Here is a 15,400-nt window from a genome sequence, read left to right on the forward strand (position 1 = left end):
CTTATCGGAAAATTGATATGACTTTTTTGTTGCCTGAATTAAAAGAAAAGAACTATCTCAAGTCAATGCCTATGACTATTTGTAGCGTTGGTTCACGTAAGCTCAGTGATGCGAATGATTATGGCAGTCAAGATTGGGAATTGTTTGCGCCAAACCTGACGATTTATGGCTTCGATGCGGATGCTGATGCCTGCGAGTTTGCCAATGCTGATATTGAGGCGAGACAGGTAAGCTGGAAGGAAAAGCATTTCCCCTATGCCTTGGCAAATAAAATTGGTGAGGCAACTTTATATGTCACAAACAGCCCCATTTGTAGTTCGCTTTACCCGCCTAATGATCCTTTTCTAAATCGCTTTCTTGACCTACCAGAAATGGCAGGATCGGACTTTTCGATTGAAATAGAAACGACTACGTTAGATACAATTTGTCAGGAAGAAACCATTGCAGAAATTGACTTTTTGCAAATTGATGTCCAAGGAGCCGATTTGCAAGTTTTAGAAGGGGCTGATAACTTGCTCGATCGCAGCGTGTTTGCCATTCAAATTGAGGTGGAATTTTCTGAGCTATACCTCAATCAACCCTTGTTCGCCGATGTGGATAGCTACTTGAGGAAAAAGGGATTTGTCTTATTTGAATTGGAACCGATGGCGCGGCGTTTTCGCTCTAGTCTGTTCTCCACTCGCCATCCAGGACAGGTGTTGTGGGCAGATGCAATTTACTTGCGCGATCCGCTTCAGGACAGTTGCCCAGATTGCTTTAAACAACCAGAACAACTCTTCAAACTTGCCTGCATTGCGGATGTTCTAGATTTTACAGATTATGAGATTGAACTCTTGGAATTCCTGACTGTGACCTATGGCAAAAGCGATCGCCGATTCAACTTTGCAGATATATTAATCAGCAATTTTGCTAAGGTTCCTGAATTAGTACAGGCAGGTCTAGAGTCTTTACCAACCGTTGCCAGATTGCAGCCTTTTCTGACCCAGCCGATCGCTAGTTTTCTACCGCGCTCTTAGCGATTTGCCCACATTTGCTCGTAGGCGCGTTCCATTTCGCGGGTAAATTGTTTGGCATTCCACAGGGGCGAAGTTTGACGCGATCGCCGTAGTTTTTCATGAATCTGTTGGCGTAGGGCGGCATCAGTTCCTAAGCGAATTCCCCACTCGACATATTCTTCGTCAGTCCAAGCGATGCCTTCTTCTACGCCCACATTTTTGAGCATGGTGTAGCTGTTACGAGCGGCAAACTGTTGACCCACACGAGTGACGAGGGGAATGCCCATCCACAGGGTTTCGAGGGTTGTGGTGGCACCATTGTAGGGAAAAGTATCTAGGACGACATCCGCGATCGCCAAATTTGCCCGGTGAATAGTTTCCGAGGGCACATCTGGCAAAAAGATCAGGCGATCGCGCTCTACTCCGGCTTCTTCTGCCAGTTGGGTAAAAAATGCTTTAACGGCATCTTGATCGGCTAATCCTTTAATTAGAAAATAACTATTGGGCACTGCTTTCAAAATTTTCAGTTGCAGTTGTGCCGTATCGCGGTGGCGCTTATAGCCCCGTTGAGCGCTCAGGTAAACCACGGCATCGGCGGGAATACCCAACTGATCGCGCCGTAAGGTGGGCACTCCGACCTCAAACCCATCCACAGCAATATAGGTTTCGGGTAAGCGCCAGATTTTTTCGGTGTAGTACTCTTGCGCCGCTTCTGGCAGCACGTAAGGATCGGCAATAAAGTAATCAATTGTAGAAATACCAGACGCATCCCACCCTAACCAGGTCACTTGAATGGGCGCAGGTTTCAGGCTCATGACACCGCAGGTTACGTCTAAGGTAATGCTGTCCAAATCGATCAAAATGTCAATATTGGTATCGGCAATGCAATCGGCAATCTCAATTCGATCAGCCCCAAAGGTATGGACATAATCTGCCAGTTGCAAGTATTCCTGCTGCACTACATCATTCATTTCTTGGTAGTTCAAAAAGAAAAGATGGACTTCAAACCGATCGCGATCGTGGTGCCGAATCAGCCATCGCGCCAGCCAGCCTACTGAGTGTTCATAGAAACAATGGCAAATATAACCAAGCTTGAGTCGCTGCGGACTAGGCTGCGATCGCGCCACCAAATTTCGCTGTTGATAGCGCTCAAACGCCTGCTGATTATGCAACTGCATATTTGCCCTGCATATTTCAAGCAGTTGGCTTTGCACCCAGCGATTCCCTATTGGTTCATCACGGAAATAAGCAAAGAAATAGCTGACCACATGCAATCGCGAATTGCGAACCAAATCTAACGGGACAGGGCACTCCGAAATCAACTGCAATAGCAATGCCTCGTGCTGAGTCAATACAGAAACTGCTTCTTCCCAATACCCCCCGGCAGTCATCAAACCCCGCAAAAGCAAATAGCTGGCAAAAGCCCGATCAGGCAACTGAGTTGTTAGGGCTATAGATTGTCTCGCTGTTGCAATCCCTTGATCGTACTGCTGAGCTTTTTGATAAAAAGGCGCTAATTCAAACAAAATTTCTACATTATCTGGCTGTGCCCTCAAACAAAACTCTGCCAAGTGAGCCGCTAAACGAGGCTGCTTGCTGAAATGGGCAACCCTAAGCGCTCCAATCAAAACTACTTCGACAAACTGATGTAGATTTTCACTGCAATGGGGCAACACTAACTCTGTAAAATCCACCATCAAGGGATGAACAGGTAGACTGAGGACAACTTCCACTGCTTGCAGCAACAGCGAACTATCAACGTTCGCTTGCTCATCCTGCAGGCCTTCAAGTAGCCCAGAGGTTGCCAAATCCTCTGGACTAAATGTTTTGAGGCGAATTGAAAGCAGCAGGGATTGAAGTAAATTATTAAGATTTTGCGGGTGTAGCTCCCGAATATGTTGCCGGATTGCCCAAGCTACCTCTATTTCTTCTAAATCAGTCTGACGGATTGCCTCATCCTCTAGCACCTGCACCAGTTCACCAGTCCAGTCATCAATCTGTTCTGGTTCACCGTCTGCCATTGCCATCAGCCAGGTAAGATGGGCTTCAGTTTCTTGACCTTGCAGCAATAGTGCCAATCCCATAAACCAACAGTGAGATTTCACATTGGGTTCTGCGACTATTGCCTGGTCATAGAGTGAAATTGCTCGATCGTATTCCTTATTTATTAGGGATTGAAACGCTTCTATATGACAATTCATAGGATTACGGGCTAACACGTTGATTAGTGCTGTATTGATGTGAACGCACAATACTTACCTAGGACTCACGTACTCGCCCCCTTAAGCCCCACAGAACTGAGGGATTTTGAACTCCGGCTCCCCCAGAATTGGGGGTTAGGGGGCAAATTTCGATTGGCTTGCATAAGTCACCGGACTTATGCATTCATTCCAGTGCCAAAACAGTTGACTTTGTAAAACGATACCAAAACCACTGAGGAGTGAGTAGAATGTTCTACTCACTCCTCAACAGCAATCGGAGACTGAACTTAGCTTGATAACAGTAAACTACTTACCAAGTGGAGTTGTACCACCAGCACATGCTTGGGGGCTAGAGGTGATACCTGCCTGAGTAGGAGGTGCTGCTTTTCCTATTAGTGGCGCGTTGTTTTCGCATAGCAGGGCTGAAGTGGTGGCTTCGCTAGTAGCCGTCACTTTAGACAGCGCCACACCACCTACATAGGGCTTGAGCGCAGCCTTCAACGACTCACCGTCAATAATCACTGTTTCAGTCGTTGTATTCGGGGTCAGAACAGTCATCGGGTATTTGTAGTTTTCAGTTTGAGAGGCGATGGGTTTGCCCAATGCATCAATGCTCGTTGCGAAGGTACTTTTTTCGAGGTAATAAGCTTGCTGAGAGCGCATCAGCGATCCTACATACTGCCTTGCTTCAGATTGCTTTGCTTTGTTTGCTTGGTTCAAGAACGAAGGGAGGGCAATGGCAGCCAAAATACCAATAATGATGATTACAACCAACAACTCAATCAGAGTGAAGCCTTTGTCGCTCTGTTTACGTTGGTTCAAGTGGTTGAGGAACTTCGCTTTAAATTCGGTATTCATGATGAGATTTCTCCTTTAAGGGCGCGGGGGTCGGTGTCTAACTCCATAAACGTAAGTTACCCACCCTTCTGCACTTTTATATCAATCGCCCCAGATTTTCTTTGTTTTTCTGGATTTCTACTGTCTAGCTAGATTCCAAAAGGACATAGAGAAAGACTTCTAGCTTGGTTAACAGCGCTGTTAAATCATCAAAGATTACTTTTAGATCTCGTGGTTCTAGTGTGACAGGATTTAACGGCTGCAACTGACGCGATCGCTCCACCAGTGCCGCGATAGACTGTGGCTCATCCCACAACGGGAGTAAAGTTGCTGCGACTGTGCTTTCTAAGGTCACAGAATTCTTTACCAGCCCCGGAAGATATCCCCCTAAACTGAAAGGCTGATGTTGATCAATGCTTTGGATCAAGTCTTCATGAAGTCGAGAGTTTTTTAGCTGCGGATGCAAATGCACTTTGACTGTTTGCCATTTTTCTTCTGTCCATGCTGCAACAGACTCATAGGTGCGGGTTTGCCCTGGATGACCACACCAAAAATCCAAAAGGCGACTGGCAGGGTGCAATAGCTCAAACAGTCGCAGCCGTTGTTCAATCGAAATTTCGGGTAGGCTCATCGCCCAAAAAAGCGGCAGATTCTCCGAATCTTGAAAGAGATGTAGGATCTCCCAGTTATACCAGTTCACCATGCTGATAAATTCCAGGTCAGCCACTCGCAAAGCGGCAAACAAATCAGCAATGGTATAGCCTTTATCTCCCTGAAGAAGACAGTTGACCAAGATCCAGTCTTTCTCCTCGACATCGCCCCGCTGAGCCGCGGCTTGCCAAACTTTTACTTTTAAATCAACTCCATTTTTCAATGACTCAAATGTTTCTCTGACAATTCCAACTTCTAAATCATCAGGATTGCCATTCATTAAGCCCAGGAGTTTAAAAAGCTGCTGCGATCGAAGACAATCGCCTCGTTGAGCAGAGCTATGTAAATTTGCTCGAATAATACCTTCAGGCTTCAATACCGCTTTCATTGCCTGCAAGCCTTTGGCTGCATCGGGCAACAGGTACAACACTTCATCACAGTTAATGTAATCAAACGTAAAGCCTAGGGTCGGTAAGTCTTCTATGGAAGCAACGATAAATTCTGCATCTTTAAAGCCGTGAAACTGGAGCCGCTGCTTGGCTAAATCAACCGACTCCTGAGAGAGGTCAATCCCCACAATCTTTGCACCAGGATTTGCCTCTGCCAAGATTAATGATTTGAACCCTGCGCCACATCCGGCATCCAGAATGACTCTATTTTCAGTTATCGGCAAAGCTTGATTCCGCACATAATAAGGAGTTGTCAAGTTTTGGGCATATAGCAAGCTGGAGTTATGTTTGGGGCTTAGATCAATAGGCACATTGAGATAAGGAGTGCTATTAAACTGCTGCCGGATTTTTTCTAATAGCTCGGCTGACGGCTCGTTCATAGGTCACATTTCTAAGGAAAAGGGTAATTAAGGAGGAGGGCATTGCTTCGCGATCGCCCTTTTTCAGGGCTTTTCTAGAAGCACATATAAAAACACTTCTAGCTGAGTGATCAGCGCCACCACGTCATTTAAGATTGCGGTTGGGGTGCGAGGTTCTAAAGTGGCTGGGTTAAGCGGTTGAATCTGGCGCGATCGCTCCATCAGTGCCGCGATCGACTGTGGCTCATCCCACAACGGGAGTAAAGTTGCTGCCACTGCGCTTTCTAAGGTGACAGCAGCATTTACCTGTCCTGGAAGATAGCCGCTTAAGCTAAATAGTTGATGCTTTTCAATACTTTCAAGCAATGCCTCATGCAGCTTCGAGTTCTTCAGTTGGGGATGTAGGCGGACTTTTGCAGTTTTCCACTCGTCCTCTGACCACTCAGCGATCGGGGTAAAAGAATTAGCCTGATCAGGATGACCACACCAAAAATCTAGCAGGCGACTCATAGGATGCAATAGTTCAAATAACTGCAACCGCTGCTCAGTAGAAACCTCTGGCAGGCTCATTGCCCAAAAGATCGGTAAATCTTCAGAATCTTTAAACAAATCCAAGATTTCCCAATCTCGCCAGTTCACCATGCTGATAAATTCCAGGTCGGCAGATCTCAATGCCGCAAATATGTCGGCAATGGTGTAACCTTTGTCACCCTGAAACAGGTAATTCATCAATACCCATTCCTTTGACTCCACCGCCTTTCGATGGGCGGGATCTTGCCAAACCTTAACTTTCAGATTGACCCAATCTTGCAACGCCCCAAAGGTTTCTCTGGCAATTTCAATCTCCATTTCTTCGGGGTTAAAGTCCATCAGCCCCATGATTTTGAAGACTTGTTGTGCCCGAAAAAAGTCAACTCGTTGCGTGGCGCTGTGAAGGTTTGCTCGAATAATGCCGTTTGGCTTAAGCGCGGCTTTCATCGCCTGCAAACCACTGGCAATGTCGGGCAGTAAATATAAAACTTCATCGCAATTGATGTAATCAAATTCCATGCCTAAGCTGGGCAAGGCTTCAATGGATGCAACTATAAACTCTGCATTTTCAAACCCATAGAACTGTAAGCGTTGTTTTGCTAAGTCAATGGCTTCTTTGGATAAATCAATGCCAACAATTTTGGCTCCGGGGTTTGCTGTTGCCAATACTAAGGATTTAAAGCCTGTGCCACATCCAGCATCCAAAATAACTTTATCGTCCGTAGAGATTAGGCTTTGGTTACGGAGATAATGGGGTGTGACTAAATTATGGGCATACAGTAAATCGTGAGAATCCTGGGGATTTTGCTCAAGCGGTGTGCTGGGGTAGGGGGCGCTATCAAATTGTTGGCGGATTTTTTCAAATAGCTCGGCTGACTGCTCGTTCATAGGATACATTCCTGAAAGTCAATGGATGAGAATGGCATTTGTAGGGGGGAATCCCTTGTGGTTCCCCTTGAGTTCTACCAGGGTAGGCACAAAATCTAATTCCTACCGCCAGAAATCATGCTTACATCAGCAACATTTAGTTCTCTTACTTAGCAATCCCAATTTCTGTCACGATACTCTATGACTCTAAATGTAACCAAATGATTTCCAGTCTCTACACAGTTGAAGCACTTCAGCAAGCGATCGCGGCGAATCCGCAGCAGTGGCGACCGCTGGTGTTGACTAATGGCTGCTTTGATCTGCTGCACGCAGGGCATGTGCGCTATTTGCAGGCGGCTAAATTGTTGGGGCGATCGCTGGTGATTGGCTTAAACAGCGATGCATCCGTGCGAGGCATCAAACCCCAGGCAGCCGGAGCGCCTCCCCGCCCGATCGTGCCAGAACTGCAACGGGCAGAAGTTTTGGCAGCGCTCAAGCCCGTAGATGGAGTCGTTATTTTTTCGGAACCGACTGCCACCCAATTGATTGAAGCTTTGCAGCCGGATATTTATGTGAAAGGAGGCGACTACCAAATTGCCACGTTGCCCGAAGCCGCTGCCGTGCAAGCCTACGGGGGAATCATTCAGCTAGTGCAAATTGAAGTGCCAAGCTCCACTTCTGCTATTATTCGCCAAATTCTCACTGCTGGTTAGGCATTCAATCCAAAAAATCATCACCACAAGATAGCATAGAGGTTGGCTTAAGATTTTTGGAGTCTTGCCTATTTAATTTCAAACGTGATTTCTCCCTGTTTTTGATCAAAGCTGCTCGAAATGATCTTTTCAATGAATAGTTCTTCCACCGATCCTGCAACCGCTTCTATGCCAACATCGCCCGACGCGTTGGAACTTCTAGCCACCTTGAAAACGGCACCCGAAAAAGCTCAACTGTCTCAAATGCAAACGCTAGATCAGCTAGGAGAGGTTGGCTGGACAGTGTTAATGGAATTTTTGTTTGAGCAGCGAGAAGAACTGGTGACGGGAACAGTATCCAATTTGGCGGCAGGGAAGGCGTATCAGGCTTTGTATCAGGCAGAATCTCCGGCTTGTGCTGATTTTTTACAAACGCATTTTCCTGAAGGCATCGTGCCGCTGCGATCGCAGACCAGCATTGATTACCGCCCATTGCAAAAGCTATTGGCTCAACAAGATTTTCAAGCCGCCGATAAACTCACTCTCGAAAAAATGTGCGAATTGGCGGGAGCCGCCGCTATGCAGCGCAACTGGATTTACTTTACAGAAGTTGAGCAGTTCCCCGCGATCGACCTACAAACGCTCAATGCGTTATGGCTCGTTCATTCCGAAGGCAAATTTGGCTTCTCTGTTCAGCGCGACATTTGGCTGAGCGTGGGCAAGAATTGGATCAAGCTATGGTCAAAAATTGGTTGGAAAAACGGCAATATCTGGACTCGCTATCCGCAAGAATTCACCTGGGATTTAACGGCTCCTAAAGGACATTTACCCCTCTCAAATCAGCTTCGCGGGGTTCGGATGATTTCAGCCCTGTTAGCCCATCCCGCTTGGACTCAGTCCCAGTAGCTGCGGTCTCCAGACACTAATTGCTTTCACCTCAAACCTGTCAACCCTGTCACCGAAAGAATGGCATCTTTAAACACTTTTAGCTCTCTTTCCCATAAAGAGAGGGCGAGGGCTTAGGTGTGAGCGCTCAGCCAAACGGGGGAGGGTAATCAGTAATCTTTCTTACCTTTACTCAGCCTACTGTCTTAATAAAAGGCAAAAAATCAGTATTCTCCCCTGTCTCTTTCGCGTTCACTCTTCTCAATGTGAGGGAATGCTGTGTATAGTGAAAAATTTAATTTTTTACAGAGATACACGGACGCACACGGAGTTATGGGTCGGCATGAGCAGCCAAGAGAATCGATTGTTTTGTCGCCTTGATGGATTAACTGCTTCAGCACGAGAGCAGCAGCGATCGCACATCATCCAACGGCTAGGGTTATTAGACACCGATAGCATTCCAATTTTTGAAGAAGCTACCCAAGCCGCCGCCCACTCTCTTGATGTGCCAATTTGCATATTGGGATTAATGAGCGCAGTGCAAGAACGGTTTAAATCAGCAGTAGGGTTATCGACTTTGGGGTTAATGAATCAACTGGCAACGACTCGCCAACTCAGTCGCCAAGAATCCTTTGCTGCTTATGTAGTCGATAGCGGTCAAACGTTGATCATTACCGATACTCTGACTCAGCCTGTTTTTGCGAGCAGTGTTTTGGTATATGAGTATGGCATTCGTGCCTATTTGGGTGTTCCTTTGCTGACGTGCGATGGCGAGTGCATTGGGACTTTAGCAGCAATGGATGTGGTGCCTCGTAACTTTAGCCAGCAAGAGGTAGCATTTTTGCAACTGATGGCACGCTGGAGCATGAGTGAGTTTGAGCGCCAGCGATCGCTCTTGCCAGAAACCCAATCGGTGCGATCAATCGCCCTAGGAAATGCATCTCAACCCGCCGATCTTTCCCTGACTAATCAGCTTAAAGTCGATCTACTCGGTCAGCTTGCCCAAGAGCTTCGCACTCCGCTCACTTCTGTAATGGGCATGGCAAGTGTGTTAAGCCGTGAATTTTATGGACCTTTGACCACTAAACAGAAAGAGTACCTAGACATCATTCATCACAGCGGGCAGTATTTACTGTCGCTGATGAATGAAATCGTAGAATTATCTGACTTAAAAGAGATTGATCAGACCTTAAACCTGAGCTCTGTCGATATTGAAATGCTTTGCCAACAGGCAATCATCACTCTAGAACAGGTAGCCCAGCGACGAGATCAACAAGTTCGCCTGACCGTGGAGCCGGGTCGTCGCATTTGGCTACTGGATAAAGAAAAAGTTCGCCAGATGCTTTATCACCTCATCTTCAGTATTATTCAAAGTTCTACAGCGGGTAGCCTTGTACGCTTACATGTGTCTCGACAAAACACTAGCCTCAATCTTTCCGTTTGGGTATCTCACCCATGGCTAGGAGAAGGATTGCCCTATGCAGATTTATATGCTCAATCTGTTTCAGTCAGTACAGCCAGCAGCAATGGCACAGACTCAACTGTGGGATTGGATAGAGCAACTACCGCGATCGCCGATCACTCAACAACTGCAAATCGGGTTCTAATACAAAGCGAGGCAGCGATGGATCTCGCACCGCGCAAAAATGTAGGCTTATTACTCAGTCAGCATTTAGTAGAATTGCATGGCGGCAAAGTGACTATCCAGAGTGGCTCTGATACCGGTTTTCGATATACCATCACCATTCCTCAAAGTCTTAATTCAGAGGAAGCATAAGGCTTTAACGCAGTGTTTGGGTCGGTTGATTTCTGGCTGTGAGAGTCATGTCTTGTGCCTACCCTGCCCAAAGTTGAGAATAATCCCAAGAAATTTCTTCTGAAAATCTCACAGCTATATCGGGTTCAATTTCCAAATTTTATGAAGTCGGAGCGATCTCATCTGCTGCAACACAATCTGTTTTATTCAGTTCAAACTTAATCGGAACATAGAACCCGCGATATTGCTTTCCTGCTTCAAAAGGATGTTGGGTCATAAATTTTGCGGCAGCTTCATCTAAGCCCTTAAAGCCAGACGATTTCAGTAAGATTGGTTTTGCCGCTAGTTTGCCGTCGGGCTGCACAATCACCCCAACCCAAGTTTCCCCCGCGATCGCTTTGTCATCATATTTAAACTGGCAAGCATCTTTAGGATAGGGTGCAGTCATCGCATCTAACTTTTTCCAATCTTCGCTCAGGTCTCCCTTAGAAACCTCCTGTGCCGCTTTACTAAAGGACTTAGCATTACTGTCAAAATCCTCTGGTGAGGTATTTGCCGTATTGTAGGCAAACTTTTGCTGCAACGCTATTTTGGCTTGATCCTCTTGTTGCTTAGGCGGTAATAAATCTTCTGCTTTTGAAGAGATGGGCGGCTCAGAATTCTCTTTTCCTACTGGCTCAGTTTCTGCGTCTGTTTCCTTGGAGGATGGTTCAATTTTTGGGTTTTCGTTATTGCTTTTTTGAGGCGATCGTTGTCTCAGTGGCGCAACCGAATACTGAATGATAGTCGAAGCAGAAGGCTGAGACGGCACACTGTAATACGATGTTGAATCTTGAGGCGTTTCAGGGTTTATTGGAACCATTGCTAGGGAATCAGGCGCGATGGACTGAGGCTGAGGCAAGGCTGACTGTTTAGGTAGCCCAAGGAGGGGTGAATCAGAGAGTTGAGGTAACCGAGCCTGTTCCACTGGGCTAAGCTCTACCAGAGGCACTGATTGCTGAGTATCAGATTGTTTTGGCTCTGAAGCAGACATCAACGGCAAGCCAAACCACAGTAACCCATGCACTCCCAAAGATGCCAAAACTGCCAGAGACATCGGTTGCAATAATAGTGCCCCAGCCTTGGCTCTATTTTCTGTATCAAACAGGGATGGAAAGCTTTTGGGTAATGAAGGAGAAGACATAGCTCAGCGTTCCGTTGCAAAAGGAATGAGACACCGTAAAAAATAGATCTGTGGAAAATAGATTCCCAGCTTGATTTTAATCAAAAGTCGTAGAAATTAGAGTGAATAAAAATTAGCGAATAGGTTTTTAGTGAATTTTTAAGATTTATCTTTGAACTCAGACGAAAGCGATCGCAAAAAGTTGCCGCAGTTTAATAATGGGTCATACCCTAATTTACAGCACAAGCGATCGCCCTCAGGAAATACTAGCTGCCCATCTATTTAACCTGTATCTGGTAAGCCCTTTAATCAAGACCCAGAAGAGTTACTACCGTCTCGCTCTGTCCGAACCCACTTCGTTTGAGGTTTCCACAGAAAACTAAAGTACAAAGGAATTTTCCACAAAATGTAAAGGGGGATGGTTAAAAGCACTTTTGCAGGGATTTCTGCTCGACAATGCTTTGCCCAAGCAGAGACAATCGCAACTAGAATCATGACTCCAGCACTACCTAAGACAACGGCAGGAGTGTTAGAGATCCCAAGGCGGGTGGCAGCGAGCGCAACAGCCATTGCCAATGCCCACAGCATTACCAGCAAAGAAAGGGGCGGAATCAGCAAATCAAGGGCGATCGCAAACAGATAAAATCGCCGTTTTTGAAACCCTGCTTTGAGGAATCGAGGAACTTGAGTCAAAATAGTTTGTAGGTGTCCATGCTCCCAACGGGTTCGTTGGCTTTTAGCAGCACTGGCTTGTTGGGGCAAAGCACTGGTCACCCGCGCCTCATAACAAAAAGTTGGTGGATGCCCTACTAGCGCTAGATCCAGTCCCAAATTCATGTCTTCAACAATATTGCCGCTCGCCAGAGAAACTTTGTGAATCACGTCCCACGGAAATGCCATACCTGCACCCGTTAGCGGGCAGGGCAAATCTAGCCGATCTAGCCCCAGCGGGCGAACTAAATTTTTGACGGTGAATGCCAGCGTCGAAACAGCATCTTTTGGAGAGGGCTGAGCCGGTTGGTTGAGCAGATAGGTTGCTTGGACAGGACGATTACGAGCGATCGCCAAGCGTGAAATTTGTTCGACGGCTCCGGGCGCAACGATACAATCGGCATCCACCACCACCACCACATCAGGCGGATGATTAGCAAGAAAATTCATGCCAAAGTCTAGCGCATATCCTTTACCACGAAGAGTTTCATCAAAGCGCTCTATCGCGATCGCACCCATTCCTCGTGCAACTGCGGCTGTTTCATCCGTGCAATTATCAGCCACAACCACGAGTTGATCCAAATTTGTCACTTGCCCTACCAAGGTTTCTAAGGTTGCTCCAATACCAACGGCTTCATTATGAGCAGGAATTAAAACCGCAATACGAGGGCGCGGCGAATTTTGCCAAAGCAGCGCTCTTGGCGGAAAAAGCGCGGCGATACATTCAACCATTAGAACTAAGCTTGGAATCAGCAGCAATATTGAAATCACTAATAGGATGATTCCAACTATCAAAAGTCCCCAATCATTAGTTATCAAGTTCGTTATCCTTTGAGAGCTATTTAACAAATGATTTAGCAACCTGATCTCCGTTTTAACAAAGCAGATAGAAAACTCGTCAGCTTGCTATTTGATGGCAACCCCTTCTCTCGTCAAGACCTTACTCCCAATACTCCAACCCTACTGGACTACATCACTCGATTCTTTGAGCTTGCCAAAAAAAGCTGGATGAGCTTCAGATGCCTGAGTTTGTTGAGCGCTAATGGGTACAGCATAAGGCGCAGATTTGCTCTTTCCAGTCCGGTTTGCCACCACACCTATTACTGGTAAATGGTATTTTTCTAGACCAAGCAAGGCTTCTTTGACAAGACTCTGCTTAGTTTTATTTAGGCTAACTACTAACAATAGTCCGTCGGTTTGTGCCGTTAAGAAATTGCTATCGGTAGATGCGCCTAAAGATGGACTGTCATAAATCACCAAGTCATAGCTGCTTTGCAATCGCTTGACTAACCGTTGCATTTCATTAGAAGCAAATAATCGAGTAGCGCTAGGTTGAGCAGAGCCTGCGGTTAATATTGACAGATTGCTTTCCCCAGGCATCTTCTCGATCGCTTCAGATACATCAATCCGTTGTTGCAAGACATCAATTAAGCCTGTTTGATTCGGCAAGTTAAAATGCATATGCAATTGAGGCAAGTAAAAATTTGCATCTACCAATAAAACCCGTTGTCCCATCATTGCAGCCATTAAAGCAAGATTCAAAGCAACTGTTGTTTTACCGTCTCCAAGTTCTACGGAACTAACCACCAGCGATCGCACAGGTGGATTACATAAAAATCGTAGATTGGTATACAACGAACAAAATGAATCACTAAATGAGTCAGCACTTTTTGGCTTGATGTCGGCTGCTGGACTTAGCCCCGTTTTTTGGCTTGGAATCATTCCAAACAGAGGGAACGGTATGGCATTTTGTAAGTCGGCCACAGTTACAAACTGATTGCGGATTTTCTCTCTAAGCAAAGCAGCAGCGACACCCAGAAATGCACCAAAAGCCAACCCCCCTGGAATCATGGGCTGTGCCTTTTTACCGCGTGAGGCGATCGGCTTACCTTTGAGATCCGTGACTAGTTTGGGTTGAGCAATAATTTCCCAAGGAACTTCCTTTTGAGCCGCTTCAACTCGCAACGTCTCACGCTGTAACAAGAACTGATTTAATGTCTTAGTCGCAATATCTAATTGCTGCTGCAACGTATTGTATTGTCGAGTGATAGCAGGAAGCTGATTGAGTCGGCTCTCTAAAGCTGCTTTATTTCGAGCCGTTTCTTGTACGCGCGCTTGCAGCGATTGACTTAAATTAGCAGACTGAACCAGTTGCTTAATCATATCCAACCGTACTGGATCTTGAAACGCTAAGATCTGAGGAGTCTCTGAAACTCCAGGCGAGGACGCACTCAGATTCTGTTGAGACTCTTGAGCAACTAGCTGCTTCAAATTTCTTTGCTGATTACGCAGGCTTCTAATAGTAGGACTGTCTTCATTGAATCGAGCAAGTTTAATTGCAATGACTCCCTCTACTTTTTTAAGCTCCGTCAGCAAGTCTTGATAGCGAGGATCTTGGCTAAGGGTCGCGGCTCCTAATGCCTGCTGTGGAGTAAAACCAAGTTGCTTCTGCAAGACTGAATATAGGGTTGTTTGCTCTCGTAAAAGCGTGTCGGCTTCCAATTTTTTGTCATTGACACCTTTCAATTGATCTGACACTTGGTTACTCTCAAGCACTGGATCGGTTAATCGATACCGCTGTTTAAGAGCCTGCATTTGACTTTCCAACCCCGTGACTCGTTGTTGCAAGGTTGGAAGTTGCTGTTCAATGAACTCTACGCCAGCTTCAGTTCGCACTTTGCGATCGTCAAGACTAAATTTGAGATAGCCTTGAGAGATTTGGTCAAGGACAAAACGAACTTTTTCTGGACTAGACCCCCTATACCCAACTTCGATTGTTCGGGTAGAGTCGAGCAGATTGGTGCCGATCCGAGCTACTGAGAAATCTTGATTCCTTAAATCTCTAGCCAAGGTGTCGGCTGTCACTTCAGGATATCGACTTTGAATGCTTCTGGCAATCTTAGAGAGTCTGTCAGGACTTTGCAAAACTTGCAATAAGGTTGGATAGTCAATACCACTGGCGTTATTGTCTTGTTGAACCTGTGCCCGTGAAATTGCAGAGGGATCTGACAAGCGCCCTTGTGAAGTAATTGGCTCAACTAAAACAACAAAGTTGCCTTCGTAAATTAGCGGAAATGTTCTAGACATTGCCCAGCCTCCAGCGCCCCCCAGCAGGGTCAACCCTAGAACAATTGGAAGGTTTCGCCAAATAGCCCCCACCAAAGGTTGCACCTTAGAGCCACCGCTTTTAGGCTTAGGATCATTAGCTTCTCCGCCCAAATTGCTGGGAGTAGACTGAACCTCTTCCAAATGGTTTTGCCCGTTGAAAGTTAGATTCTGTGCATTTTGTCCGGCTTGCATGGGG

Annotated in this window: 11 protein-coding genes; 4 read left to right on the forward strand and 7 right to left on the reverse strand. The window is 46.2% G+C overall.

Annotated elements, in window-relative coordinates:
- Positions 1 to 17: 17 nt before the first annotated feature.
- A complete protein-coding gene (locus AC1S5B_RS23850) occupies positions 18 to 1,016 on the forward strand; it encodes an FkbM family methyltransferase (RefSeq protein ID WP_482038154.1) in 999 nt (332 codons plus the stop codon).
- Here the strand turns inward: AC1S5B_RS23850 and AC1S5B_RS23855 are convergent.
- The 4 genes from AC1S5B_RS23855 to AC1S5B_RS23870 all read right to left on the reverse strand — a co-directional run bounded on the left by AC1S5B_RS23855 (position 1,013) and on the right by AC1S5B_RS23870 (position 6,911).
- Positions 1,013 to 3,196, reverse strand: a complete 2,184-nt coding sequence (locus tag AC1S5B_RS23855) for an O-linked N-acetylglucosamine transferase, SPINDLY family protein (RefSeq protein WP_482038155.1) — start codon at positions 3,194 to 3,196, stop codon at positions 1,013 to 1,015. The two genes, AC1S5B_RS23850 and AC1S5B_RS23855, sit on opposite strands and share 4 nt — an antisense overlap.
- A gap of 306 nt (positions 3,197 to 3,502) precedes the next feature.
- Positions 3,503 to 4,054 carry a type IV pilin-like G/H family protein gene (locus tag AC1S5B_RS23860; protein ID WP_482038156.1) on the reverse strand — a complete coding sequence of 184 codons (552 nt, stop codon included), beginning with the start codon at positions 4,052 to 4,054 and terminating at the stop codon, positions 3,503 to 3,505.
- Positions 4,055 to 4,178: 124 nt separating this feature from the next.
- The gene (locus AC1S5B_RS23865; protein ID WP_482038157.1) at positions 4,179 to 5,513 is read right to left on the reverse strand and encodes a class I SAM-dependent methyltransferase; all 1,335 of its coding nucleotides are present in this window, start codon (positions 5,511 to 5,513) and stop codon (positions 4,179 to 4,181) included.
- Positions 5,514 to 5,576: 63 nt separating this feature from the next.
- A complete protein-coding gene (locus AC1S5B_RS23870) occupies positions 5,577 to 6,911 on the reverse strand; it encodes a class I SAM-dependent methyltransferase (protein ID WP_482038158.1) in 1,335 nt (444 codons plus the stop codon).
- Positions 6,912 to 7,111: 200 nt separating this feature from the next.
- On the opposite strand from AC1S5B_RS23870, the gene AC1S5B_RS23875 reads away from it, so the two are divergent.
- The 3 genes from AC1S5B_RS23875 (at position 7,112) to AC1S5B_RS23885 (ending at position 10,244) form a co-directional block, all read left to right on the forward strand.
- Positions 7,112 to 7,603 carry an adenylyltransferase/cytidyltransferase family protein gene (locus tag AC1S5B_RS23875; RefSeq protein WP_482038159.1) on the forward strand — a complete coding sequence of 164 codons (492 nt, stop codon included), beginning with the start codon at positions 7,112 to 7,114 and terminating at the stop codon, positions 7,601 to 7,603.
- 132 nt (positions 7,604 to 7,735) lie between these two features.
- A complete protein-coding gene (locus AC1S5B_RS23880) occupies positions 7,736 to 8,488 on the forward strand; it encodes a GUN4 N-terminal ARM-like repeat domain-containing protein (protein ID WP_482038160.1) in 753 nt (250 codons plus the stop codon).
- 322 nt (positions 8,489 to 8,810) lie between these two features.
- Positions 8,811 to 10,244 (forward strand): GAF domain-containing sensor histidine kinase, encoded by a 1,434-nt coding sequence (locus AC1S5B_RS23885; RefSeq protein ID WP_482038161.1) that lies wholly within the window; start codon positions 8,811 to 8,813, stop codon positions 10,242 to 10,244.
- A gap of 139 nt (positions 10,245 to 10,383) precedes the next feature.
- Here AC1S5B_RS23885 and AC1S5B_RS23890 read toward each other — a convergent pair whose 3' ends face one another.
- From AC1S5B_RS23890 to AC1S5B_RS23900, 3 genes are all read right to left on the reverse strand, one after another.
- Positions 10,384 to 11,406 (reverse strand): TonB family protein, encoded by a 1,023-nt coding sequence (locus AC1S5B_RS23890; RefSeq protein WP_482038162.1) that lies wholly within the window; start codon positions 11,404 to 11,406, stop codon positions 10,384 to 10,386.
- A gap of 288 nt (positions 11,407 to 11,694) precedes the next feature.
- Positions 11,695 to 12,828 carry a glycosyltransferase family 2 protein gene (locus AC1S5B_RS23895; protein WP_482038163.1) on the reverse strand — a complete coding sequence of 378 codons (1,134 nt, stop codon included), beginning with the start codon at positions 12,826 to 12,828 and terminating at the stop codon, positions 11,695 to 11,697.
- Between the two features lie 228 nt (positions 12,829 to 13,056).
- Positions 13,057 to 15,396 carry a GumC family protein gene (locus tag AC1S5B_RS23900; RefSeq protein ID WP_482038164.1) on the reverse strand — a complete coding sequence of 780 codons (2,340 nt, stop codon included), beginning with the start codon at positions 15,394 to 15,396 and terminating at the stop codon, positions 13,057 to 13,059.
- Between the last annotated feature and the right edge of the window lie 4 nt (positions 15,397 to 15,400).

Source organism: Leptolyngbya sp. CALU 1928, assembly GCF_056784215.1.